This is a genomic window from Novimethylophilus kurashikiensis (assembly GCF_003112435.1).
In the GTDB taxonomy this organism is placed as follows: Bacteria; Pseudomonadota; Gammaproteobacteria; order Burkholderiales; family Methylophilaceae; genus Novimethylophilus; species Novimethylophilus kurashikiensis.
In genome coordinates this window covers 460,319-485,956 of the sequence record NZ_BDOQ01000002.1, presented here as the reverse complement: position 1 = coordinate 485,956, position 25,638 = coordinate 460,319, and the positions used below count along the sequence as shown (strand labels likewise).

Annotated in this window: 21 protein-coding genes; 11 read left to right on the top strand and 10 right to left on the bottom strand. The window is 57.4% G+C overall.

Going from position 1 to position 25,638, the window contains the following annotated elements:
- Positions 1-29: 29 nt before the first annotated feature.
- The 4 genes from NMK_RS03425 to NMK_RS03410 all read right to left on the bottom strand — a co-directional run bounded on the left by NMK_RS03425 (position 30) and on the right by NMK_RS03410 (position 3,273).
- Positions 30-1,346, bottom strand: coding sequence for a DUF8689 domain-containing protein (locus NMK_RS03425; protein ID WP_227871338.1), 1,317 nt, complete (start codon positions 1,344-1,346; stop codon positions 30-32).
- Between the two features lie 161 nt (positions 1,347-1,507).
- On the bottom strand, positions 1,508-2,098 hold the full coding sequence (locus NMK_RS03420) for an A24 family peptidase (RefSeq protein ID WP_181376153.1): 591 nt from the start codon (positions 2,096-2,098) through the stop codon (positions 1,508-1,510).
- 58 nt (positions 2,099-2,156) lie between these two features.
- A complete protein-coding gene (locus NMK_RS03415) occupies positions 2,157-2,375 on the bottom strand; it encodes a Flp family type IVb pilin (RefSeq protein WP_109014403.1) in 219 nt (72 codons plus the stop codon).
- Between the two features lie 385 nt (positions 2,376-2,760).
- A complete protein-coding gene (locus NMK_RS03410; RefSeq protein WP_109014343.1) occupies positions 2,761-3,273 on the bottom strand; it encodes a hypothetical protein in 513 nt (170 codons plus the stop codon).
- A 154-nt stretch (positions 3,274-3,427) separates the two neighbouring features.
- Here NMK_RS03410 and NMK_RS03405 point away from each other — a divergent pair, with 154 nt between their 5' ends.
- Positions 3,428-4,693 carry an Hsp70 family protein gene (locus tag NMK_RS03405; protein WP_109014342.1) on the top strand — a complete coding sequence of 422 codons (1,266 nt, stop codon included), beginning with the start codon at positions 3,428-3,430 and terminating at the stop codon, positions 4,691-4,693.
- Between the two features lie 74 nt (positions 4,694-4,767).
- Here the strand turns inward: NMK_RS03405 and NMK_RS03400 are convergent, their stop codons facing one another.
- Entirely contained in the window at positions 4,768-5,766 is a 999-nt protein-coding gene (locus NMK_RS03400; protein WP_109014341.1) for a hypothetical protein, read from the bottom strand.
- A gap of 48 nt (positions 5,767-5,814) precedes the next feature.
- Entirely contained in the window at positions 5,815-6,804 is a 990-nt protein-coding gene (locus NMK_RS03395; protein ID WP_109014340.1) for a LysR family transcriptional regulator, read from the bottom strand.
- A 144-nt stretch (positions 6,805-6,948) separates the two neighbouring features.
- Between NMK_RS03395 and NMK_RS03390 the strand changes: the two genes are divergently transcribed.
- The 8 genes from NMK_RS03390 to NMK_RS03355 all read left to right on the top strand — a co-directional run bounded on the left by NMK_RS03390 (position 6,949) and on the right by NMK_RS03355 (position 17,498).
- Complete coding sequence (locus NMK_RS03390; protein WP_109014339.1) at positions 6,949-7,827, top strand: RnfABCDGE type electron transport complex subunit B; 879 nt, start codon at positions 6,949-6,951, stop codon at positions 7,825-7,827.
- Between the two features lie 17 nt (positions 7,828-7,844).
- The gene (locus tag NMK_RS03385) at positions 7,845-12,794 is read left to right on the top strand and encodes a 2-oxoacid:acceptor oxidoreductase family protein (protein ID WP_109014338.1); all 4,950 of its coding nucleotides are present in this window, start codon (positions 7,845-7,847) and stop codon (positions 12,792-12,794) included.
- Positions 12,795-12,991: 197 nt separating this feature from the next.
- Positions 12,992-14,329 (top strand): electron transport complex subunit RsxC, encoded by a 1,338-nt coding sequence (gene rsxC / locus NMK_RS03380; RefSeq protein ID WP_109014337.1) that lies wholly within the window; start codon positions 12,992-12,994, stop codon positions 14,327-14,329.
- Positions 14,326-15,378 (top strand): RnfABCDGE type electron transport complex subunit D, encoded by a 1,053-nt coding sequence (locus NMK_RS03375; RefSeq protein ID WP_109014336.1) that lies wholly within the window; start codon positions 14,326-14,328, stop codon positions 15,376-15,378. The genes rsxC and NMK_RS03375 overlap by 4 nt, the downstream gene beginning before the upstream one ends.
- Positions 15,375-16,061, top strand: coding sequence for an RnfABCDGE type electron transport complex subunit G (locus NMK_RS03370; RefSeq protein WP_227871337.1), 687 nt, complete (start codon positions 15,375-15,377; stop codon positions 16,059-16,061). The genes NMK_RS03375 and NMK_RS03370 overlap by 4 nt, the downstream gene beginning before the upstream one ends.
- Positions 16,058-16,735 carry an electron transport complex subunit RsxE gene (gene rsxE / locus NMK_RS03365; RefSeq protein ID WP_181376152.1) on the top strand — a complete coding sequence of 226 codons (678 nt, stop codon included), beginning with the start codon at positions 16,058-16,060 and terminating at the stop codon, positions 16,733-16,735. The genes NMK_RS03370 and rsxE overlap by 4 nt, the downstream gene beginning before the upstream one ends.
- Positions 16,732-17,319: an electron transport complex protein RnfA gene (locus tag NMK_RS03360; protein ID WP_109014335.1), complete on the top strand. Its 588-nt coding sequence runs from the start codon at positions 16,732-16,734 to the stop codon at positions 17,317-17,319. The genes rsxE and NMK_RS03360 overlap by 4 nt, the downstream gene beginning before the upstream one ends.
- Entirely contained in the window at positions 17,316-17,498 is a 183-nt protein-coding gene (locus tag NMK_RS03355) for a chemotaxis protein (RefSeq protein ID WP_109014334.1), read from the top strand. The genes NMK_RS03360 and NMK_RS03355 overlap by 4 nt, the downstream gene beginning before the upstream one ends.
- 75 nt (positions 17,499-17,573) lie before the next feature.
- Here the strand turns inward: NMK_RS03355 and NMK_RS03350 are convergent, their stop codons facing one another.
- Entirely contained in the window at positions 17,574-18,704 is a 1,131-nt protein-coding gene (locus NMK_RS03350) for a methyltransferase (protein ID WP_109014333.1), read from the bottom strand.
- 103 nt (positions 18,705-18,807) lie between these two features.
- Between NMK_RS03350 and NMK_RS03345 the strand changes: the two genes are divergently transcribed.
- Entirely contained in the window at positions 18,808-19,212 is a 405-nt protein-coding gene (locus tag NMK_RS03345; RefSeq protein ID WP_109014332.1) for a phage holin family protein, read from the top strand.
- A 58-nt stretch (positions 19,213-19,270) separates the two neighbouring features.
- On the opposite strand, the gene NMK_RS03340 is transcribed toward NMK_RS03345, so the two are convergent.
- Together NMK_RS03340 and mnmC are read right to left on the bottom strand one after the other, a co-directional pair.
- Entirely contained in the window at positions 19,271-19,948 is a 678-nt protein-coding gene (locus NMK_RS03340) for a mechanosensitive ion channel family protein (RefSeq protein WP_109014331.1), read from the bottom strand.
- A gap of 139 nt (positions 19,949-20,087) precedes the next feature.
- A complete protein-coding gene (gene mnmC / locus NMK_RS03335; RefSeq protein WP_109014330.1) occupies positions 20,088-21,935 on the bottom strand; it encodes a bifunctional tRNA (5-methylaminomethyl-2-thiouridine)(34)-methyltransferase MnmC2/FAD-dependent 5-carboxymethylaminomethyl-2-thiouridine(34) oxidoreductase MnmC1 in 1,848 nt (615 codons plus the stop codon).
- Positions 21,936-21,995: 60 nt separating this feature from the next.
- Here mnmC and NMK_RS03330 point away from each other — a divergent pair, with 60 nt between their 5' ends.
- On the top strand, positions 21,996-23,105 hold the full coding sequence (locus NMK_RS03330) for a PilT/PilU family type 4a pilus ATPase (RefSeq protein WP_109014329.1): 1,110 nt from the start codon (positions 21,996-21,998) through the stop codon (positions 23,103-23,105).
- Positions 23,106-23,163: 58 nt separating this feature from the next.
- Here the strand turns inward: NMK_RS03330 and NMK_RS03325 are convergent, their stop codons facing one another.
- Positions 23,164-25,584 (bottom strand): EAL domain-containing protein, encoded by a 2,421-nt coding sequence (locus tag NMK_RS03325; RefSeq protein ID WP_227871336.1) that lies wholly within the window; start codon positions 25,582-25,584, stop codon positions 23,164-23,166.
- Between the last annotated feature and the right edge of the window lie 54 nt (positions 25,585-25,638).

Genomic DNA, 25,638 nt, shown 5'->3' with positions numbered 1-25,638 from the left:
GTCTCCTTCGTTATCTTTTCCGGCCCCGGTCAGTCGTGGGTAAAGTAGTTGTTCCAAGCCCAATCCAGCATGTCTCGGTTCAATTCCGGCGCTACCCCCTCGTAGCGCGCGATATCCCGCAACTGCTGGATGATGTCTCGGGGAATGCAGGCGTACAGCGGCCGGCCTTCCTTGAAGTGGCGTTCGTAAAGCAAGTAGTCGACGCCTGTTTCGCTGTAAGGCACATCCAGCTCATCGCACACCTGGCGGGCGATGGTGCGGTATTCGTGTTCGCTGATGGCGCCCACGTAGATCTTGTAGCCGAGACGGCGCAGAAAGGCCTCATCGGCGAGCTTGCTGGGCGGCATATTGGTGGAGAACACCACGATGACGTCGAACGGCAGCATGAATTTCTTGCCCGTATGCAGCGCGAGATAGTCCACGCGGCGATCCAGCGGGACGATCCAGCGGTTCATGATGTCGATGGCGGGTGCCAATTGGCGGCCTAGGTCGTCGATGATAAGCAGCCCGTTGTTGGCGCGGACCTGTGGCGGTGCCTGGTAGAAGCGCGAGCCCATGTCGAAATCGAGGTCAAGCATGGAAAGCGTGAGTTCGCCGCCGGTCTTGACCACCGGGCGGTGGCACATCACCCAGCGATCGTCACTGGAGCGGCGGCGGTCGAGTTCCAGCCCCAGGCTATTGCCGTTGGTCGGCGGCAAAATGGGCTGGTGGATGAGCGGATCGAACACCTGGATGACTTCGTTATCGATGACGATGGCATGCGGGACTGCGACGTTGCCGCTTAGCAGTCCGGCCAGATGTTCCGCCATGAAAGTCTTGCCGCTGCCCGCTGGGCCGTAGACGAAAATGGCGCGCCCGGAATTCATGGCGGCACCGAATTGCTTGAGGATGCCTTCGTTGATAACGATGCCCGAAAATGCTTGTGCCAGCTTGTCGCGTGTGACGCCCATCGTTGCGACGGACTGTTTGTGCACCTGCTCCACATAATCGTGCAGGCTGACCGGAGCCGGGCCCACGTACTGGCTTTTTTGCAGGAACTCCTCGGCGCGATCGCGGCCGAGATCGGTCAAATTGTACGAGATGGAAGTCTCGGCCCCGCCGCTGCGGACGGCTTCGCACATGCGCTCGCTGCGCATGAAGGAAAGCAGCGGTTCCAGCACGGTGACTGGCAAGCGAGCGTAATCCACGAGGTCCAGCAAGCGCATTTGCCCGCGCAGATAAAGCTCCTTGGTCAGCAACTCCACCAGAAAACGGAAGCTGAGGCCGGTTTCCTCGATGGTACGAGGCTGCTGCGGCATCTGCGATGCGCGCCGCTCGATCTTGAGCGCTGGAGGTTGTTCGCTCACGCTGGTTTCCACGATCTTGCACTTTCCCTGTTTAGGCACGTGCAAATGGAAAACACGTGCTGTTTGTTTATTCGAGTGCCTTGTTATTCTTATCCACGCCCAGGTGGCTCCCAGGTTTTGTTGTTATTTCTTCATTCGGCCAATTCAGACCGACTGAAGCACTATCCCGACATTCGTTGCCATGCCAGCCACCACAAGGTGCCTAGTGAAATGGCCAGGGCATAAGGCAACTTGATCTGCGATGTAGCGGTGCCTTCGCTCATGTTGGTGATTTGCCCTGTACTACTTTTCATCATGAAACCGAACAATGCCCATCGAACGTTCTCAAGCACGCGATTGAGTTCGCCGGACCTGGCCGCAACCACGAGGGCCATGATTCCGCCAATCACAAACGTCGAAACGACAACGCCGATGACCGTTCCCGGTCCGACATAGGCGCCGACCATCGCCATGAGTTTCACGTCCCCTGCTCCCATGGCGCGCAGCACGTAGAACGGAAGCATCATCATCAGACCGTAGCCCATGCCCTTGAACGCCATCCACCAGCCCAGCCCGCCTGGCAGCACTTCGCTGTTGAAACCGAATCCAGCCGGTGCCAGGCCGTTTCCCAATACACCGATCAGAATCCCCAAGAGGACGAGCGCATTGGGAATGCGATGGCTTTTGAGATCGATCCAGGTGGCGATGAACAACAACAACCCTAGTGAGGCGAGAAGCGCCGCAGCAAGTTGTTGTGCAATGGCATAGTCCATGGTTTCTCCCTGCAAACTCGAACCCCGGCCAAGGATGATTGACCGGGGTCGAAGCCTGTTAGGCTCCTGCTCCGCCGCCGCAGTTGAGCGCACCGCAACCTGCATTGGTCAAGCAGTTGGCGATGTGGTTGAACACGCAGTCCAGGCGATTCCCAACCAGTGCTGCCGACACAATGATCACGACTGCGATCAATGCGGCAATCAACCCGTATTCGATGGCGGTAACGCCCTCTTCGTCTTTCAGGAATCCCACGATGAACTTGAAAATGCTTGGCATGATTTCCGCTCCTTTTTTGATAAACATTGATGAGTAGCGCCTGTGCCGAATACTCCAGCCTCGCTGCGGCTGTGCTAGTTCGACGCATCTCTACGGCACAACTCGCGTATTCAAGTTACTCAAGCACATCTTTTGTGCCTATACGGGCGAGCGCGTATTGAAAAACGGATTGATTCTTCTGAATCCCGTGTATTGGGGATTACTGATGGATTAGGATCAATGGGCACGGCGTCGCTAGTGCCTTCTGAAACACTTCAAATATGCAGAGATATTTGGATGGGAATGAGATTCATGCCCGGATGTGAATTATTTGTTTCAGATGTAAAGACAACAGGCGGGATAAAGTGCTGGAGCTGCGAGAAAAAGAAGTGCTATTCCAGGAAAGCTAATTGCCGATTTTTGGTTGAGAAGTTTGCTGGCAATACTCGAGCGAAGTCCCTCTACCCCCATATTCCAGGGTAATTTCGTCGGTTTTAGACCAGATGATCTTGTTGATCCAGAAAGCGGAAAATAATTTCTCGTGGGTTTCGGTGGTTTCCGGGCCGTAGGTCGATTCCAAACGGTTGCGTATGGTTTTCAGTGAGGCGTCTTTTTCCGGAATCAGCCTGACGCACATCAATGCATCTGTTTTCGGATCGAAGTAAAACCAGGTATCGAACGCAATGCCGTCCATCGAGAAAGGCGCGTAGGCCTTGGCAGCCCGAACTACCTGATCGTACTGTTTTAGAGTGTTGGTCTTGATTTCTTCCTCGGTTGCCAGCCGTGCCTTGCCGGCAGACGCCGCAACCACCTGCTCTGGACGCATGCCCCATGTTGTCCATTCCCAATCGGCATGGGCCGCGACCGTGTAGCTCATGAGCATCGGCATCAGCACTTGAATTGTCTTTGCAAGATTCATCCGTTTTTCCTAGGCATTGGCAAGATCGATCCGGACTGGAATCCTACCACTGGAGTCTTACGCCCACATCCTATCTGGCCAACTTGCTTCGTCATATCCAGCCCTGTAGTATCGGCGACCGTTTTATCCCGCCGCATAGGCACTTTCTCCGCACATGTCTGTTGAAGCTCCTGCCCGCGCCTGCGGCATCGATTTCGGTACGTCCAACTCCACGGCGGGATGGCTGCACCCCGGCCTGTCGCCCTTGCTGCCTTTGGAGGACGGCAAGATCACCCTGCCTTCCGTCATCTTTTTTAATGCAGACGAAAATACCGTTAGTGTCGGCCGCGCCGGGCTCAACGAATATCTGGAGGGCTACGAAGGCCGCTTGATGCGCGCCTTGAAAAGCCTGCTCGGCAGCAACTTGATGGACGGTCACACCGAAGTTAACGGACGGCCGCTACCTTACAAGGAGTTGTTGTCGCAGTTCATCGCAGAACTCAAGCACCGCGCCGAAACGTCGGCAGGACGTTCTTTCGACCAAGCCGTATTCGGACGCCCGGTGTTTTTTGTAGACGACGATACCGAGGCCGACAGCAAGGCTGAAGCCACGCTCGAAGCCATCGCGCGAGCCACTGGTTTCCGCGAGGTAAGCTTCCAATACGAACCCATCGCGGCGGCGTATCACTACGAGCAACAGATTGACCGCGAGGAACTCGTGCTGATCGCCGATATCGGCGGCGGGACTTCCGACTTTTCCCTGATCCGCCTCTCGCCGGAGAGAGCAAAAGCCACCGACCGTCGCGACGACCTGCTGGCCAACGGCGGCGTGCATATCGGCGGGACCAATTTCGACAAGCAGCTCAGCCTGGCTGGCGTCATGCCGCTGCTGGGCTATCGCAGCAAGCTCAAGCGCGGCCTGGAAATGCCCTCCAGCGTCTATATGAACCTCTCCACCTGGCACGCCATCAACCAGGTCTACACCCGCCGCACTTGGACCGATCTGCAACAGCTGTACCCGGCTTCGGAATCGCCAGAAATCCTGGACCGCCTGTTCAAACTCATCAGCGAACGCACCGGCCATTGGCTCGCCATGCAAGTGGAAGACGCCAAGATCACGCTATCCGCGGCTGATAGCGCATCCCTCAATCTTGACCGGCTAGAGCCCGGCCTCAGCCCCACATTGACCAGAGCCGAGTTCGAGCAAGCGTCGGAAGTATTGGTGGCGCAAATCGCCGATACCTTGAGTGCCTTGCTTAAAAAGGCCGGCGTACAGCGTGAAGCGGTGGATACGGTGTTTTTCACCGGCGGCGCCAGCGGCGTACCTATGCTACGCGATCGTATTGCCGCCTTCCTGCCTCATGCGAGGCGGATGGAGGGCGATTTGTTTGGGAGTATTGGGGCTGGACTTGCGGTTGAGGCGTGGCGGCGATATGAATGATTTAGCTGAAATTCATCAATTCAGTGAAATTAAATTGATCAATAAAACTTGGCTCAATTTAATTAAATTGGTATTTACTGAAACAATAACAATTCCTTAGAAACTATGCTTACTCCACTTTGTGGATTCTCAGTGCAAATGTCGTCAAAGTATTTAGCAAGCCATTGATATTTAGAATAAATATTTTTATCGTTTCGATGCCTTGAGACTTGATCGATTATTAGAGTCCTAATTGGAATTAACTGACTTTGCCATAACTCTGAATTATCTTTTAAGAATTGGTTGTTATAAAAAGGTGGTAAAAAGTTAAAAAACGTTAATCCATCCGAGTCTTTTCTCCAAGGCTGATCAATGACTCCTCTCCAACCTTCAGTTTCCTGCGACAATTCTGGCGAGAGAATAATTCGTGGATAGAACGCAATATCCTTCTCCAGTAGATGAGCTTCAATAAATGCTGGGCCAAAAATTATCCCATTTCGATGATAAACATCACCTCGAGCAATTCCTCCACGTAACAAAAAACCATGCCGGATCATACTGGCCGAAAGGGCATGCAATGCTTGAAGAAGGTGTTGCCTACCGATGACATCATCTTTGACTGTCAAAACCACTGAGTCTGAGAAATGACTCATAACCGGATCACCGGGCCATCCGGTTTCGGGCATTATGGATTCCAGAGTTCCGATGAAATTAGTAAAAGCCTTGAGTGGAATTAGAGCTTGACCTAGTGCCTTTACTGTATCTGCCCCATTTTTTGCCGATGAGTTAACCGCTTTAGACCAACCTAAAATGTCAATGAAAGCTACTAGCCTTGAATCATAGCGAAGCGAGTCAAGAAATCTTTCTTGTTCTTCCGCCTCTTTTCTTTCTCGCTCAGTCCGCTCTTGCTCACCAGTATCCCATGCCTCTTTGTCTGCCTGTTGCTGAGCCATTTCTTCTTCTGTCAGTTCAATAATTCGAACCATCCCAGTAGCAACGTCGCAGACAGTCTTATGTGGCCTTTTCAAATCTTGCAAGGATATCTGCACTTCCTTACCATCAACCACACGAAACACTGGATATTTATCGTTCATAGCTGTCTTTAGAGAAGTTCTTACTCGCTCTGAATTTAAAAAAACTATTTAAAACCCTTCCGGCCCCAGCACCCCCGCCGAAATCGGATCTTCCTCCGGCACCCCATCCGTCCCCGCTCCCCCCCGTTCCGCATAGTAATCCCTCATGATCTCAATAAACTTCTGCGCCTGCGGCGAAATGTATTTTCCCCGCCGCTGTACGATGCCGTAGCTGCGTCTCGGGAAGTATTTATTCAGCGGCATTTTGGCGACTTTTTCCTGGCCGGTGAGGCAGATGTCCGTGACGATGGAGATGCCCATTCCTAGCTCCACGTATTTCTTAATGACTTCCCAGCCACCGGCTTCCAGCGTGACGTTGTAGCTCAATCCGCGTTGCTGAAATGCGTAGTCGACGATACGCCAGGTGGAGAGGTGGCGCGGCGGCAGAATTAATCCATAAGGGCTGATATCCGCCAGAGTCACGTCTTCCTTTCCGGCCAGCGGATGATCCATCGGCGTGATGAGCATGGGGTCGTAGGTGACGACGGGTTCGTACTGGATGTCGTCGGCACCTTCGAGCATTGAGCCGACTGCAAAGTCGATTTCGTCAGCGCGCAGCATGCGCAGGCCGTCGCGGCCGGTGACGTTTTGCATCTTGAGACGGACGTTGGGGTGGGCTCTGGTAAAGCGCCGTACCGGCTCGGGCATGATGTAGAGGATGGTGGATTCGCCTGCTCCGATGTTGATCTCACCGGAATCGATGTGGCCGAAGGCGGCGGCGAAGGTTTCTTCGAGCTGATCTATGCCTTCCACCAGCGGCTGGGCAATCTGATAAAGCACTTCTCCTTGCGGCGTAAGCTTCATGCTCGATCCCAGCCGCTCGAACAGCGTTACTCCTAATTCCCGCTCCAGCGCCTGAAGCTGCAAAGACACTGAAGGTTGGCTCAGGAAAAGCTTTTCCGCAGCCAACGTCACGCTACCGCTGCGGGCCACTTGCTGGAATGCGCGCAGCTGTTTCAACCGGTTTTTCTTGTAATAAAAATTCTGATTCTCAGCCACTTGAAACTCCTAAATTAAGTTTTTTAATACTATGGATTGAAACAATTGTATCGTCAAATAGTGAAACTTTATTTAGCCTGCGCTCGTAACAAGGATGAAAAAGTCTGATTAAAACACTCAGGTATTTCAACAGGATAAAGCGGTATGGCAACAATCTTGATCGCAGGTACTTTTATGGCGGTGCTGGGCATTGCCCTGGCAGCCTTGCTGGCATTCGCCAGCCGCAGGCTTTACGTCTACGAAAATCCTCAGATCGGCGAGGTCGAGGAAATGCTGCCCCATTCCAACTGCGGGGCATGCGGAACAGCCGGCTGCCGCAACTTTGCCGAGAAGGTGGTGGAAGGCGAATTGAATCCAGCCAAGTGCACGGTAAACGCACCCGACCAGAACCTTGCGATCGCCAAGTTTTTGGGCATGGAACTCGCCGACGAGGAAAAACGCATAGCTCGTCTGGCCTGCGCCGGCGGCAAGCACGTGGCCACCATGCGCGCCCATTACGAAGGCCTGTCATCCTGCCGTGCCGCAGCTGTGGCCGGTGGCGGCGGCAAGGCTTGTGCCTGGGGTTGCCTTGGCTTGGCCGACTGCGCCGATGTGTGCGAGTTCGACGCCATCCATATGAACGAATTCGGCTTGCCGGTGGTAGACGCCGCCAAGTGCACGGCCTGCAACGATTGCGTAGACATCTGCCCCAAGGGCCTGTTCTCCATCCAACCCGTTTCACATCACCTGTGGGTGGCCTGCAAGAGCTTGGCCGAAGGTGATATCGCCGAAAACTATTGCGAAGTGGCCTGCACCGCTTGCGGCCGCTGCGTGGCTGACGCCGAACCCGGCCTTATTAGCCTCGTTAATAACTTGGCCGTTATCGATTACGAAAAGAATGATTTATCGACCCGCAAGCCCATCGAACGCTGTCCCACCGGGGCCATCGTCTGGGTGGACGACATGAGGGGCGCGCTCAAGGGGGCGGCCGCTAAGAAGATCGTGCGTCGCGAAGCGCTGCCGATCGCTACCGAACACATTTAAAACTAGAGGAGATAGCCATGCTGAAGTACCTGAAGGAGTTCCACCTGCTAGAGCCGGGAAGCGGTTCCAAATCTGAAACGCGCAGCTTCAAGTATCCCGGCGTCCGGGACGCCATTGACGGCAACACCGCCGTGATACTGGTAGAACGTGAAGCTTCCGATGCGGCAGGCGCCTACCCTATTACGCCCTCCACACAGATGGGCGAATACTGGTCTGAAGCTGCTTCCAATGGCTATGTGAACGCCTCCGGCCGTCCGCTGATCTTCGTGGAGCCAGAATCCGAACACGCAGCAGCCGGTGTGACGGCGGGTATGTCCATGACTGGCTTGCGCGCAGTGAACTTCACCTCGTCGCAAGGCGCGGCTTTCATGCATGAATCGCTCTACGCTGCCGTGGGCAAGCGTCTGCCTTATGTGTTGAATGTGGGCTGCCGAGCCATTACCAAGGCATCCCTCAACGTACATTGCTCGCACGACGATTACCACTGCCTGGACGATACGGGTTTCATTCAAGTGTTCGGACGCAGCGCGCAGGAAGCCTGCGACCTCAACCTGATCGCCCGCAAGACGGCTGAATTGTCTTTGACCCCGGCGATCAACGCCATGGACGGCTTCCTCACCACGCACTTGATCGAGCCTGTGCTCGTGCCGGAGAAAGAACTGGTGGCCGAATACCTGGGTCGCCCGGACGACATTATCGATACGCCGACGCCCTCCCAACGCCTGCTCTACGGCGAGCGCCGTCGCCGTATTCCGGCTTCCTTCGACGTGGATAACCCCATGACGACCGGCGGGGTGCAGAACCAGGACGCTTACATGCAGGCCGTGGCCGCACAGCGCCCCTACTTCTTCGACCACATCGAAGATATTTTCGAGCGCAACGCCCAGGAGTACTACGACTTGACCGGCCGCCGCTATGCCCGCGTGATGAGCTACGGTATGAAAGACGCCGATTACGTAATCGTTGGTCAAGGCAGCATGTGCATTCAGGCCCAGGCTGTGGCCGACTATCTTCGCGAAACGCGCAAGATCAAGGTAGGCGTAGTCTCCATCATCATGTTCCGCCCCTTCCCCGGCGACCTGCTCGGCGCCTTGCTCAAGGGCCGCAAGGGCGTGGCTGTGCTGGAGCGTACCGACCAGCCGCTGGCGGAAGACTTGCCGCTCATGCGCGAAACCCGCGCCACCATGAGCAAGTGCCTGGAAAACGGTTTGTATAAGGATTCCGAAAAGCCCTACCCGACCTACGCAAGCTGCACCGCCGATGAAATGCCGCGCCTGTACTCCGGCTGTTTCGGCCTGGGCTCGCGCGATTTTCAGCCGGAATCCATCATCGCTGCCGTGGAAAACATGATGCCGGGAGGCCAGCATCGCAAGTTCTTCTACCTAGGCATCGAGTTCGTACGCGACGAACCGGCCAACCCCAAGCAGGAAATCGCCCAGCAGAACCTGCTGGACGCTTATCCGCGCATTGGCGAGCTGTCGATCAAGGGCTCCGAGAATCCCAACCTGCTGCCCAAGGGTGCTATCGCAGTCAGAATGCACTCCATCGGCGGCTGGGGTGCAGTGACCACCGGCAAGAACCTGGCGATCACGCTGTTCGACCTGCTGGGCTGGGATATCAAGGCTAACCCCAAGTACGGTTCCGAAAAGAAAGGCCAGCCGACGACCTACTACCTCTCGGCCGCGCCGGAACCCATCCGCATTAACTGCGAATACAAGAACGTGGACGTGGTGCTCTCGCCCGACCCCAACGTGTTCAGCCATACCAACGCGCTGGCCGGTCTCAAAAAAGGCGGCACCTTCATCATCCAGAGCAACCTGGCAACGCCGGAAGAGGTCTGGGCAAGCTTCCCCATCACCGCCCAGAAGTACATCGCCGACAACGAAATCCGCGTGTTCTACCTGGACGCTTTCAAGATCGCTCGCGAAGAGGCCAGCAACCCGGATCTCCAATTGCGTATGCAGGGCAACGTGTTCCAGGGTGCGTTCTTCGCCGCCAGCCCGGTGATGCAGAACGCCAACCTGACCGAAGAACAACTGTTCGCCGCGATTGAAAACCAGCTCGAATCCAAGTTCGGCAAGAAGGGCAAGCGCGTGGTGGAAGACAATCTGCGCGTGGTGCGCCGCGGTTTCGTGGAGTCGCACGAAATCACCGGCCAGCAAGTGGGTGCCACCCGCCGCTCGCTGGCTTCCAAGGAATCCGGCCTGCCCATTATGTTGAAGACCATGCCGGAAGGCGACGGCGGTATCGGCGACGTGCATCGTTTCTGGGAAAGTACGGGCAACTTCTACATCAGCGGCAAAGGCAACGATAACTTGGCAGACCCGTTCATCGGGTTGTCCGTAATCCCCGCCTCTACCGGCGTGTTCCGCGATATGACGCAGATTCGTTTCGAGCATCCGGTATGGATCGCCGAAAACTGCACGGCCTGCGGCAATTGCTATACCGAGTGCCCGGACATGGCGATTCCCGGTCTGGTGAATACCGTGCAGCAAGTGTTCGAGACGGCAATCTCCAACGTGGAACGCCGTCGTCCGACGCGCTTCCTGCGCAAGGCCAGCCGCACCGTGGAGAAGAAGCTGCGCATGCTCGTTGAGCACGACGGTGAAGCCACCGATGTGCGCAAGCAACTGGACTTGGCAATTACGGCCACCATTGCCGAAGCTCCGGAGGAAGAGCGCGAAAAACTCGCTGCCGAATTCGGCCTATTCCGCGAGACTATTGGCGACTTCCAGTTCTCGATCACCAAGCCTTACTACACCAACAAGGAAAAGAAGGCCAAGGGTTCCGGCGGCCTGTTCTCCATCACCATCAACCCCTATGCCTGCAAGAGCTGCGAGCTGTGCGTGCAAGTGTGCGAGGACGATGCGTTGAAGATGGTGACGCAGACCGAAGAATCGACCGAGAAACTCCGCCGCGAGTGGGATTTCTGGACCGAACTGCCCACTACGCCGCAGGAATATTCGCGCATCGACAACCTCGACGAGAAGATCGGCGCGCTGGAAACCCTGCTACTCGACAAGCACAACTACGGCTCCATGGTGGGCGGCGACGGCGCCTGCCTGGGTTGCGGCGAGAAGACCGCGATCCACCTATTCACTTCCACCGTGTCGGCGCTCATGCAGCCGCGTGTCGAGAAGCATATGGAAAAGGTGGATGAACTGATCGCTCGCCTGGAAAAGCATATCCGCATGAAGGTGACGGAATCAGTGGACTTTTCCGATACCGATGGCCTGATGCGCGCCATGCAAACGGCCCAGGGCGATATCACGCTGGCTTCGTTGTCTGCCAACCTGACTGAAGGCAAGGCCAGCCAACCGCTAGATCCTGATTGGTTGCGCCGCGTATCGCAACTGCTGGATCGCCTGCGTCACTTGAAGCAAAGCTACACCGCCGGTGCACAAGGCCATGCACGTTCCGACATGGGCGTGGTGAACTCGACGGGTTGTACCTCAGTGTGGGCTTCGACCTTCCCGTTCAACCCCTATCCGTTCCCCTGGACTTCGCATCTGTTCCAGGATGCGCCTTCCGTGGCGATGGGCCTGTTCGAAGGCCATATGGTGAAGATGGCGGACGGCTTCAAGGCCGTGCGTGCAGCCGAGCTGGAGCTGGAGGGCGAATACAAGCCGGATGAGCACGATGCTTTCCTCACGCATTTCAACTGGCGTCAGTTCAGCGATGAGGAATGGCTGCTATGCCCGCCTATCGTAGCGATTGGTGGCGACGGCGCGATGTACGACATCGGCTTCCAGAACCTGTCTCGCATGCTGATGTCCGGCGCGCCGATCAAGGTGCTGGTGGTGGATACGCAGGTGTATTCCAATACCGGCGGCCAGGCTTGTACCTCGGGCTTCATCAGCCAGGTGGCCGACATGAGCCCGTTCGGCAAGGCCAGCCAAGGCAAGCAGGAAATCCGCAAGGAAATCTCCCTGCTGGGCCTGGCGCACCGTAGCAGCTTCGTGCTGCAAAGCGCGATTTCCAACGTAACGCACTTGCTTGAAGGCTATATCGACGGCCTCAACAGCCGCCGTCCGGCGCTGCTCAACGTGTATGCCGTTTGCCCGCCGGAGCACGGCGTGGCCGACGACCTTGCGGTGGCGCAATCCAAACTCGCCGTGGAATCGCGTGCTTATCCGCTGTTCCGCTACGACCCGGACAAGGGGGCAGCCTATTCCGAAAGCGTGAGCCTCGAAGGCAACCCGGCGATGGAACAAGATTGGCCGACCTACACGCTCACCTATAAGGACGAGACCGGCGCCGAGGCCAAGCTGACAGTGCCCATGACCTTCGCCGATTTCGCCGTGACCGAAGGCCGCTTCGCCAAGCACTTCAAGAAGGCGCCGCCGGAAACATGGAACGACGATATGGTGCAGCTCGCAGACTTCCTCAAGCTTGAAAAAGACGACCGCGAAGGCAAGCTGCCCTTCATCTGGGGCGTGGATGCCAAGCAGCGCCTGATTCGTCTCTTGGTGACGCAAGATGTGGTGAACTCCTGCCAGGAGCGCCTGGATTACTGGCATCAGTTGAAGAGCATCGCCGGCCTGGATCGTGCGGCAGTGGACGAGCAAGCTATCGCCGACAAGGCGCGTGCCGACCTGATCCAGAAACTGAGCGCCAGCCTTGCTACGCTTGGCATCTCGGCCGATCTGCCTCAGCCTGCAGCCACGGTCGATGCTGCTCCCGCAGCGACGCAGCAGCCGGCAGCCAATGCTGACGGCTACGAAGCCGCGTGGATCGAAACGCCCGAGTGCACGGCTTGCGACGAGTGCATGAATATCAACGCCAAGATCTTCGCCTACAACGACCAGAAAAAGGCCATCGTCATCAATCCGCAAGGCGGCAAATTTGCCGACATCGTGAAGGCTGCGGAGAAGTGCACGGCTGGCTGTATTCATCCTGGAACGCCTTGGAACATGAGCGAGCCGGGCGTGGAAAAGCTGGTTCAGCGGGCTGCGAAGTTCAACTGACAGGTTCAATTGAGCATGCGCAGCCAAGGCAACAGCTCGAACGCATCATCTCGGCGCAGGCCGGAATCCAGTCCCACCTTTACACCAGGGGCGACTGGATTCCGGACCAAGTCAGGAATGACGGCGGACTCAGGGCTGCCGTTGCAGTCGGTCGGCTTGCAGAAAATGCGAGCTTGCTGGCGATAAAAGGAATATTCATGATTCTCGATTTTCTATTCAAACCGAGCTTCGAACGCGGCGTACATCCGCCGCAGTTCAAGGAGACAGGACGCACGCCCATCCGGCGAATGCCGTTCGCCTCGAGGTACACGCTGCCCTTGTCGCAGAGTGTAGGACGTGCTGCCAAGCCCATCGTGACGGTGGGCCAGGAAGTGTTGCGCGGCCAGCCAATTGCGGAAACCGCGGGATATGTTTCCGTACCCTTGCATTCGCCTGTCACCGGCATCGTTGAAGATATCGGCCTGCACCCCACGCTGAGCGGCGAATGGCAGGAGTCTATCGTCATCCGTGCGTTCGAAGGCGCTTCGCAGGAAGTGCTGTACGGCGACCCGGTAGACGTGGATGCGCTGACGCCGGAACAAATTATTAACGCAGTTCAAGCCACTGGCATGGTGGGGCTGGGCGGTGCTGCATTCCCGACGCACGCAAAATTAGCAGCCCCAAAGGAATGGCCGATCGAGCATCTACTGGTCAACGGCTGCGAATGCGAGCCATTTCTAACCGCCGATCACCGCATGATGGTGGAATGGCCGCAGCACCTGATCACCGGCACCAAGTTCGCCATGAAGGCCTGCGGTGCCAAGCGTGCCTTGATCGGCGTGGAAGACAACAAGCCGGATGCGATTGCCGCGATTGAGAAGGTATTGCCGGATGACGGCAGCATCACTGTACACGCCGTTAAAACCAAATACCCGCAAGGGGCCGCTGAAATGTTAGTAAAGGCGCTGCTGGGCCGCGAAGTGCCCGCCGGCGCACGTTCCTACCAGATCGGCGTAGTGATGCAAAACGTGGGCACGCTGGCTGAGTTGGGACGTTTGATCCCGCGCGGCCAGGGCTTTATCGAGCGCGTGGTAACCATCGCCGGCCCCGGCGTTTCCAAGCCCGGCAATTATCTGGTGCCCATCGGTACGCCGCTGCGGTTCGTGCTGGAACAAGCAGGTGCACCGCGCGATGCCGTGGAAGTCATTCTCGGCGGCCCCATGATGGGCGCGGCGATTGCCTCGCTCGACGTACCGGTGACCAAGGCAATTTCCGGCATTCTGGTATTCGACCGCTCGGCCATGCAGAAGGAACGCGGCAAGACGCATCCCTGCATCAAATGCGGCGAATGCGTAAACGTCTGCCCAAAGGGCTTGAACCCATCCACCCTGGGCATGCTGGCCGCCAAGCGCGAATACGACCTCATGGCCGAGCGCTACCACTTGGATGGTTGTTTTGAATGCGGCTGCTGCAGCTATGTGTGTCCCTCCAATATCCCCTTGGTTCAGCAATTCCGCGTAGCCAAGGAAATCGTGCGTGAAAGGCAAGCAGCATGAGCAAAATAGAATTGCGCGCCGCTCCCCACGTCCACGCACCGCGCAGCGTGGAAAACATCATGTTCAACGTCGTGCTGGCGTTGATGCCTATTTGCATTTTCTCGGTTTGGCAGTACGGGTTGTCCTCCGCCGTCCTGATCGTGACCGTCACCGCGACTTGTCTTGCGACGGAGCGGTTTTTTTCCAAGGCGTCCGGCAAGGGCAACACGCTTGCGGACTGGAGCGCGACCATTACCGGCCTCTTGCTTGCGCTCACGCTGCCGCCCTCATTCCCGCTGTGGATGGGGGCTGTAGCGGGTTTTGCTGCCATCGCTCTGGGCAAGGCCTTGTTCGGCGGATTGGGCTTTAACCCGTTCAACCCGGCTTTGGTCGGCCGAGCCTTCGTGCAGGCGGCGTTTCCTTCCACCATCGCATCCTTCGTCCCGGCATTTGCGCAGCAGCGGTTCACGAGCTTCGTGCCCTCCACCTGGACGGCGCCGCTGATGATACCGACGGACAACACCGGCTGGATCAAGGATGCAGCGGTAGACGCCTTTACCGGGGCCACGCCGCTGGGGCGCTGGAAGTTCGAGAACTTCACCTACACCACGCATGACTTTTTGAGCGGGGCAGTGACGGCCTCGGCGGGCGAAACCTCCGCAATCCTCATCCTGTTGTGCGGCGGCTATCTGGCACTGCGCAAATTCATGGATTGGCGCATCCCCGTGGCCGTGGTCGGCAGCGCTGCCCTGCTCGCCTGGATATTGCACCTTGCTGTGCCGGGACGATATCCGGAGCCCTTGTTCGTGGTGCTTTCGGGCGGTCTCATGCTGGGCGCTGTGTTCATGGCGACCGACATGGCGACTTCGCCGGTGACACCGCTGGGTATCTGGATTTACGGGGCTCTGATCGGCGTGCTCACGGTAGTGATCCGTTATTTTGGCGGACTTACCGAGGGAGTCATGTACGCCATTCTTATTGCTAACGCTGCGTCTCCGCTGATCGAACAATTCACGCAGCCGCGGGCTTACGGGACGGCTAAAACAGATACTGCCGGAGGCGCAAAATGACCGAACAAACACAAGCCGCACCGGTGTTTACCTCCACGGCCTCGATGATCCGGGCGTTGGGACTGATCGCAACCATTTGCGGCGTCATCATCGTGGGCGTTTACGAATCGACGCTGACACCCGTGGCCGCCAACAAGAAACTGGCCTTGGAACGCCAGGTGTTCAAGGTGCTGCCCGGCGCCAAGCATGTGACCGAGTATTTCGCTACTGCAAGCGGCATTACACCCACCGAAGGCCATACCGTACCTGCCGATGCTGTCCGGTTCTATGCGGTTTACGGTGCCGATAAGAAATTGGCCGGCATCGCCGCAGAAGGCTCTTCTGCAGGTTATGCCGATCAAGTGCGCGTGCTGTACGGCTATGACGTCACCAAACAGGCCATCGTGGGCATCGGCGTAGTTTCCATGCGCGAAACTCCCGGTATCGGCGACAAGATTCTGACCGATGAAGACTTCCTCAAGAACTTCAAGGAACTGGACGTACGCTTGGCCGGCGATATGCAGGCGTTGGCGAATGCGGTGAAAACCGTGAAGCACGGCACCAAGAAGAATGCTTGGGAAATCGACGCCATTTCGGGCGCGACTGTGACCTCCAAAGCCGTCGGACGCGGCATCAACCAATCCGCACAAGCGCTGCTGCCCAAGCTTGTGCCCCACATCGACCAATTGAGGAGTCAACCATGAGCACGCCCGAGAAAAAGGCGCCGTCCAATATGGATGAATTGCTGGACGGTTTGTGGAAACAGAACCCGATTTTCGTGATGGTGCTGGGCATGTGCCCGACGCTGGCTGTCACGGTATCGGCGATCAATTCCATCTCCATGGGATTGGCAACGACATTCGTGCTTGCCGCCTCGTGCCTGCTGGTTTCGCTGTTGAGAAATGCTATTCCCAAAGAAGTTCGCATTGCCAGCTTCATCGTCATCATCGCCACCTTCGTGACGGTGGTGGATTATGCGATCCAGGCCATCAGTCTGGATCTGTATGAAGCGCTGGGCGCCTACATCAAGCTCATCGTGGCCAACTGTATCCTGCTGGGCCGCGCGGAAGCCCATGCAGCCAAGACGCCGCCGATCCCCGCGACGCTCAACGCCTTCGGCATGGGTATCGGCTTCACCATCGGCTTGCTGGCGATCGGCGGCGTGCGCGAGATTCTGGGTGCTGGCAAATTGTTCGGTATCTCGTTGTTCGGCCCGCATTTCCAACCTTGGGTGGTGATGGTGCTGCCGCCCGGCGGTTTCTTCGTACTGGCCTGCTGGCTCATCGTGTTTGCCTGGTTCAAGCAGAACAAGGCGAATAAATCCAAGCCGCAGCAAGGCTGTCATACCACCCCAACCACCGAGGGATCACGCGCATGAACCACGACACCGTTTGGCAGATATTGCTCAATACCGTCCTGCCCGGTAACTTCGTGCTGGCCATGTTTCTCGGCATGTGCCCCTTCCTGGGCGTATCGCAAAAGCTCAGTACAGCCTTTCCCATGGGCTTGGCGACCGCGTTCGTCATCATGGTGGCCTCGCTCTCGGCTTATTTTCTCAACATCTTGCTAGTGCATTTCCACCTCGAGTTCCTCAGCGTAATCACCTTCATCACGGTGATCGCAGGCGCGGTGCAATTGGTGGAAATGTTCGTGAAAAAGTATTTCCCGGTGTTGTTCCGCGCACTGGGGATTTACCTTCCGCTCATCACAACCAACTGTGCCGTGCTCGGCGTGGCGCTCTTTCAAACGGCGCGCCAGTACGACTTCGTGCAATCGGTGGCTTATAGCGCCGGGGGCGGCGCGGGTTTCACACTGGCGCTGATTCTGATGGCCGGCTTGCGCGAACGCTTGCAGCTGGCCGATGTGCCTCAGCTGGTTCAGGGCGCGGCGCTCAGCCTGATGCTGGGTGGCTTGCTGTCGCTGGCTTTCATGGGATTTGCCGGAATCGGAGGTGGAGAATGATTTACGCGATCAGTATTGTTCTGCTGGTTTTGATGATGCTGCTATGGATTACGGTCCAGGCGGCGGCTCGGCGCTTTGCCGAGCGCCATCCCGAGTTCGGCCCTGCAAGAGAGATGGGACACGGCTGCGGCGCTTGTATTGATGGTGGGTGTGCAGGAAAATGCGAGGAAGACCATTAAAACAATAAACTGCAGTGATATTTTAATAAATCACTTGCAGTTTATTTGACTTTAAATATCTTCGTTGGAAGTGGCTTAGGCCGTTGCCAATCGCCAGAGCGAAGTCACTTCGGCTTTTCTCGCTGCATGCAGAGGATCGTTCTCGTCGGTCGCCTTACCATGTCGTGGACGGATATCGATACGTGCCAGCACTTTCAATCCTGCTTTGGCGATCATCTCCGGCAGGGCCTCCTTGGGTCGCAAGCCGAGATGCTCAGCGATATCGGACATGATGAGCCAGCCTTCCCCGCCCGGTTCGAGATGGTTCGCCAAACCGTTTAGAAAGCCGCTCAACATCTGGCTTTCGGGGTCGTAAATAGCGCGTTCGATGGCAGCGCTTGGGCGTGCTGGAATCCACGGCGGATTGCACACGATCAAAGGCGCCTTGCCTGGCGGAAACAGGTCGGCCTCAACGACCTCGACCTGGTTTTGCAAGCCTAGTCGATCGATGTTTTCCCGGGCACAGGCCAAGGCCCGCGCATCTTGCTCGGTTGCAATAATCTTCTTGACCCCGCGCTTGGCCAGCATGGCCGCCAGCACACTGGTACCGGTACCGATATCGAACGCCAGTTCAGTCGACGGCAACGGCGCCTGGGCGACCAGGTCGACGTATTCGCCCCGAACTGGTGAAAACACGCCGTAGTACGGATGGATGCGCTCCCCAAGCGACGGGATTTCCACCCCCTTCTTGCGCCATTCGTGCGCGCCGATCAGGCCCAGCAACTCACGCAAGGACGCTACGAACGGACCTTGCGACGGCCCGTAGGCTTCTTCGCAGGCGTCTTTAACGTCCGGTGCGCGGCGCAGTGGGATCCGGTATTCGTCTTCGAACGGGATCAGCAGCATGCCCAGGGTGCGGGCTTTTTGCGATTGGGCGAGGCGATGCAGATGGAATGCCTCGGCCGGATTCACCGTTTTTTCCTTGGCCTTGCGCGGTTTACGTTCGATGCGGCGTGCCATGGCTTGCAGCAATTGACGAGCGTTCTGAAAATCGCCGCGCCACAGCAGGGCTGTGCCCTCGCAGGCATAGCGATAGGCGGTATCGGCATTGATCGTGTCGTCGGTGACGACAACTCTTTTCGGCGGCGGATTGCCGCTCTCGGAACGCCAAAGGGCGGTTTTCGTAGTGCCGGCTTCAATCCAGCCGAGGGTGGGAGTTTCGCTCATGGGGAGACGGACGCGACCGGGTTAATAAGGTAAGATTGCCCCGCTATTGTAGCGCAGGCGCTGTGCCTGCATTTCCTGCCCGACCAAGAATAAAGGCCTTTTCATGACCCATCATCTGATTCAGTTGCTCATCCACTGGGGCGTCATCGTGTTTTCGCTCTGGGTGGCGAGCGCCCTGTTCCAGGGATTGAAGTTTTCCAACGCCCAAGCGCTGTTCGTTTCCGCCCTGCTGCTCGGCGTTGCCAATGCCTTTGTGCGCCCTATCCTGGTGTTTTTCACGTTGCCGTTGACTGTGCTGACGCTGGGTTTGTTCTTGCTGGTCATCAACGCACTCATGATCATGCTGGTATCGGCCGTAGTACACGGATTCCGGGTTTCCGGCTTCTGGACGGCCTTTTTCGCCAGTATCTTTATTTCGGTCTTCAGCTTCATCGTCGAGAAATTCATTCCCGGCGGCGGCATGGTATTCGTCCCCATTCACCCCGGTGCGCCCATGACGATGATCTAAAGTGATCGGGATATAAAAAAGGCGCCTCATGGCGCCTTTTTTGTTGTCGCATATTCCGTTACCGCTTCTTGATATTGGCCTGCATGTCGTCGAGCACGCGGGCCGCTTTATCCCTTCCCCCCAACCCGAAGGCAATCGCCAGCGCCAGGAACACTGCGCCAAACACGATCACGAACAGTGCCGTCAACAATTGCGTGCCGATGTTGAGCTGCTCCAGCGCCACGAATAGCGCAAAAAGCTGGATCGCGTACTCCGCCGAGGTACTGATAGCGAGCGCGCCTTCGAACTTGATGCCGTAGAGCCAGGCGAACATCAGTCGGTTGATGAAACGTGCCAGCAGCGTGCCGAAGATCATCACGAAAATCGCGCCGATGATCCGCGGCAAATAGTTCGCCACGGTATTGAGCATGTCGGCCACTTCGCGCATGCCCAAGGTATTGGCGCTAGTGATGATGAAGAGCAGGATCACCATCCAGTACACCACCTCGCTGATGATGCCGGCCAGCGTGAGATCGATTCCGCCGTCTTTCAAAAAGGCTTCCAGCCCCGACTTGTTGGCAAGATTGTCGAAGCGGGTCAGTTGCAGCAGCCGTTTGATGCCGATACGGGCTGCCATGGCGATGCCCCATCCGATGAAAAGAATGACGATGACGGCGAGCAGCTTGGGCAAAAAGGCTGCGGCTTGTACCCAGAAATCGTTGAGGGAAGCGAGGAAGATGTCGATTTGAGCCTGCACTTGTTTCTCCTTTATCGAAAATAAAGCGAGGGAGCGGCGTCCGCAAGCAGAGCGCCCAAGGGGAAGAAAACAGCAGGCGCGCTGGCGGCACGAGGCAATGCAACGCTGCATTTTTGCACAGCGCCCCACCTGCGGCAAGTTAGCTTCTAACCGTCTTAAGCCGTTGAGGTGAAAGCGCTTTCATGAGTTTATCCGGCAGCGGCGCAGGCTCGTTTTCAAGTTGTGCCGCCAATGCCTCGGCCGCCAGCATCGCCGTGATGAGCCCGCGCGAGCCGTGTCCGATATTGAGGCTGAGCCCCGGCCATTGCGGTGAAACCTCGCCTACCAGCGGCAGGTAATCCGCCACGTTGCAACGGCAGGATGCACGGCCTGCGAGCATGTCGGGTTGCAGTGCGTTCCCCCCCAGCATCCCGTAAAACTGCGGCGACAATTGTGCCAGCATGGCGAGGTTCTCTATGTTATCTACCGCACGGACGTCGATATCTTCTTCCAGGTTGCCGTAGGTAGCGCCAACCGTATGGACGCCGTTTCTAACCGGCGCGGCATAGCCTTCGGTGCAAAGCACGGTCTTGAGCGACTGGCTCTCTGCAGTGGCCGGTAAATGAGTGATCTGGCCGCGAATGGAGCGCAAGGGCAACTGTGAAGTCTGTGCAAAACGCCGGGTATGCGCTGCACACGCGACCACTACGACGGGCGCTTCGGCGATGACGCCCTCTTCGCCCACCGCTTGCCAACGCCCATCATGCTGGCGAAGCTCCAGAACTTCTTGCTGCAAATGCAATGCAATGCCTGAGGCGGAAGCCAGGGCTTTGCACAGCGCAGGCGGATGCACCCAACCGCTGCCGGGGAAAAACAGACCGCCGAACGGGAGATCGACACCGGCGATCTCGCTGGCTTGTACCTGGTTGACCGGATGGAACAAGGTGGCGGGCAAGCCGAGGGCGGCAATGCCTTGCAACCGGCTCGCCTCGTGCTCGTCAAACGCCAATTGCAGCAAGCCGCAACGCTGCCAGCGGTTTTCGCCTTCGGGCATCAAGCGGTTCAGCTGGCGTAAGGTGTATTGGTAGCCAGATAACGTTAATTCACTCAGCTGGCTCATGCGTGGCGACAGGCGTGCGTAGAGAATGCCCTGGTGATTGCCGGAAGCCTCTGATGCGATCTCGGTGTGCCGTTCGATCAGCGTGACCTTCCAGCCGCGCTGCGCCAGGCTGAATGCCGTAGCACTCCCCGCCATGCCGGCGCCGATGACGATGGCTTCGCGCTGGCTTGGGCTGGGCAATCGCTCAACGTTGCCTTGGAATTTCCCCCGTAAAATTTCCCGTTTTTTTCCGTAGCCCGGCACTTTTTCGACTTGGAAGCCTACCGATTGCAAGCTGCGTCGCACTTCACCGGCACTGGTAAAGGTGGCAAACGTCGCATGTGGTGCCGAAAGCTTCGCCATCGTCTGGTAAAGATCGGTATTCCACATATCCGGGTTCTTGGCGGGCGCGAACCCGTCGAGAAACCAGGCATCCACCTGTGCCTGAAGTTGCGGCAGCGTGTCGGCTACATCGCCAATGAGCAGTGTCAGCACTAGGCGGCCTTGCGCGAAAGTCAGGCGGTGCCAGCCGCGTGCCATCTCGCTGTATTGGTCGAGGAGTTCTCCCGATAACGAAGCCAATTCCGGCCATAGGGCCAGGGCGCGGCGAAGTTCTTCAGGCGCAATCGGGTGCAGTTCGCAACTGACGAAGTGAAGCGTGGCCTTCGGCGGCGCAATTTGTTGCCATAACTGCCACGCGCAGAGAAAGTTGAGCCCGGTGCCGAAGCCGGTTTCGCCGACGACGAAACGCTCGCCCGGCTGCAATTGGCGCCAGCGCTCCGCCAGGGAATTTTGTTCGAGAAAGACATGCCGCGTTTCGGCGATGCCGGATTCGCGAGAAAAATAAATGTCCTGATATTGCGTGGAAAACGGCTGGCCGTCTTGCCAGTCCAGGGTGGGGGTACTCATTCCGCTATTTTACCGGCGTTCTGCTTTACAATCGCGGTACACATCAAACGGGGGAAGTTCATGGCCGCGCTCGATATCAAACCGGTACTCAAGTTCATGGAAGAAAAAGGCGGCTCCGACCTTTTCTTCAGCACGGGCGCACCGATCAATATTGAGATTGAAGGCAAGGTCATGCCGGTCAATAGCCAGATCATGCTGCCCGGCATGATCAAGGAAATCGCCTATTCGCTTATGTCGCCTGCGCAAATCCAGGAATTCGAGGAAACTCTGGAAATGAACTTCGCGTTGAGCCTGCCGGGAATCGGCCGTTTTCGCGTCAATGTGTTCAAGCAGCGCGGCGAAGTGTCGATGGTGATCCGCTTTATCAAAAACGTCATTCCCTCGTTCGAGACCCTGGGCCTGCCGCCGGTGCTGAAGGACATCATCATGCGTCAGCGCGGCTTGGTGCTTGTGGTCGGTGCGACAGGTTCGGGTAAATCCACCACGCTGGCCTCGATGATCGATTACCGCAACGAAAATGCCAGCGGGCATATCCTGACCTTGGAAGACCCGATCGAATTTATCCACGACCATAAGAAGTCCGTGGTAGACCAGCGCGAGGTCGGCATCGATACGCATTCATTCGAGAGCGGCCTCAAGAACGCCATGCGTCAGGCCCCCGACGTGATCCTGATCGGCGAAGTGCGCGACCGGCACGGCATGGAGCACGCCATGGCCTATGCCGAAACCGGGCATTTGTGCTTGGCGACCTTGCACGCCAACAATGCCAACCAGGCCATCGAGCGCATTATTTCCTTCTTCCCCAACGATGCGCACGCCGGGCTGCTTCTCGGGTTGTCGCTCAACCTGGTATCGATTATTTCGCAGCGCCTGGTGCCGGGCACCCAAACCAAGCGCGTTGCCGCCATGGAAGTGCTGCTCAACACGCCTTACATTTCCGACCTGATCACCAAGCAGAAGCTGAGCGAAATCAAGGAAATCATGGCCAACAATACCGATATCGGCATGTGCACTTTCGATCAGTCGCTGTTCAAACTGGTCATGAACAACCGTATCGCAACGGAAGAAGCGCTCAACAATGCCGATTCTCGCAACGACTTGTCGCTGAAGTTGCGCCTGGAAGCCGAAGGTGCGCGCGGCGGAGGTGCTTTCCCCTCGTTGAACGTTTAGGCCTTAAAGATTTAGCCAGACCTCCCTCGCAAAACGCCGGCTCTGCCGGCGTTTTTGTTTAGTGGACAGTGGTACCGATCGTTGCGCTTGCCGGTTCCTGGCTCAACATCGCCATCGCCGAAATATTGATATCGGCGACCAGCACGCCCTCCAGCATTCCGGCCGCGTCCAGGATCGGCAGCGAGAGGGTCAGGCAGAAATCCTCGGTTGCCGTCGACAGATAGATGCTCGACAAATAAGGCTGGCGTCGTTTTGCGACCTCGATGTAGTACTCCTGCTGGCTGCGGTCCATCCCGGCGCCTCCTGCCTTGATCTTGCCGTACATGTTGGGGTTGATCCAATTGGGATAGCGCTGGCGGCCGTCGGCTTCGAGTTCGAACACGACCTCGAAAAACGGATGGTGCCGAAATTCGCCGTCGAGCACGTGCGGGTCGGCGGAACGCTTAGCCCGTAGCAGCGATTGGAGCGCTGCAATGGCTCGCGATTGCCACTCGGAATAAAACTCCTGCATGGGCTGCACCAGTTGCGGCGGATCGCCCTCGACCACGATGATGCTGCCGATGGCCGATTTGCCGATTTTCTTGAGGATGGCGGCACGTTCGGCAGCTGCGACGCTATTGCTGAGTTCGCCCTGGCTGCCGTTGACGACAGCGATGGAAACGCTGGCAACCGGATGCTCCTTGCCGTCTTCCGTGGTGAAAAATCCTCGCTCCAGGTCGGCACTATCGTAAAGATGCGTCGCCAGCGTGTAGAAACGACTGATGACATTCAGCAGCGACGGTAATAGGCTGGCGCGGGCCTGGTCGAGGATGACCACGAAATCGTCCCCGCCGATATGCCCCAGCAGCAAGCCCCCCTGCCCGTTGAACACATGCCGTAATATCTCTGCGAGCAAGCGAATCATGGCGTCGCCACGGATGAAGCCGTAGCGATCGTTATAGGCCTTGAAATGGTCGAGGTCGATGTAGACCAGTTGCGTCGAAGGGTTGTTGCGCAGGCTGATGTCAAGCGATTGCCGCAAAACCGGGCCGGTCGTGAGGTGGCTCAATGGATGCAGGCTGCTGCCGACATTGGCCTTGCGGGCGATCAGCTGCGACATGACTTCCATCGGCAACAACACGCCGAGATAACTTCCCTCTTCGTTCACCATTACCCAAGGCTCCATTTCGGTACGGTCGAGGTAAAGGCTGCGCGCCAAAAATTCCGGCGGCGTATGGTGGCGGATGAGTTTGGGCAAGGGGTCGCAGCAGGCGCCGAGCGACAGTTGACGGAACGAAAACACCTTGCCGCGCCGCAGCACGCCCAAAGGACGGTAGCGATCCAGCACCACGGCCATGGGTGCGTCCGGGTTCTGGCGGAACATCTGGCGTGCTTCGGCGATGCTGGCGTTGATGTCGATAGTCAACCCGGGCGTGATGAATTCGGCGATGCGGAATTCGTCCGGCACATGCGATCGATGCGCTTCGTCGCGCTTGGGCAACGCCGCCACCTGGGTGGCCGGCTGTTGTTGCGGCATGGCGAAGTAATAGCCTTGAGCGTAGATCAGTCCAAGATCCTGGCAAAACGTGATGTCTTCGACCCGCTCCAGACCTTCGGCGACTACGGTACATCCCAGGCGCTGCGCCATGGAGATAATGGCATCCAGCAGCACCGTGCGTGCTCGGCTGCCCTGTGCTTCATGCACGATGGTCCGGTCGATCTTGATGAAATCGGCCCGCACGGCCGCCAGCGTGCGCAAGCCGTTGAAACCGGAACCCATGTCGTCCAGTGCAATGCGCAGGCCCAGCTTGCGGATTTCGTCGCAATGCTCGGCCAGTAACTCGGGCGCGACTTCCTCGCTCTCGACGATCTCGATGACGATATCGCGACGGTCGATACCCAGGCGTTCCATCGATTCCAGCAAAGGTGCCAACCACGTGCGCTGGAGGATGGTTTGCGGCAACACATTGACGAACAGCAGCGTACCCGGAGGAATATTGTGCGCCTTGCCTTCCAGCGCCAGCATCGTGCAGACGTGGTCCAGCTCGTCGGCGCGATTGACCTGCCGTGCCAGCTTGAAGGCTTCTTCTCCGTTTAGCAATTGGCCTACGGGATCGACCATGCGGCACAAGGCTTCGTAGGCGAACACCGTACCTGGCTGGGTGAAATCGACGATGGGCTGGAAATGCATTTGCACGTGCGAATCCAGGTCTCCCAGCAACCAGGGGTGGCGCTGCTGGGCGTAGAAGGTATTGAATGGCAGCGTGGCGGCGAGGGCCTGAGCCGGGTGGATGGTTTCGCAATCCTGCGATAGCAAGACGAAGGATTGGTCCAGTACCCGGGGCGGCAGCGTGGCGACAAGCGCATTCATGCTGCGCATCAAGGCATTGCGATCTTCGAAGGCTGCTGTGTATGTGCCGTCGCCCGACGACATCATGTTCAACGGTTCGAGAGCCGTCCCCGCTGCATGGCCCCCTGGAATGCGCAGATAGAGTTTCATAGTGGATTCTTCGATCAACTGTTGTATCGAGAATCCTGCAAGGGTTGTGCCAGG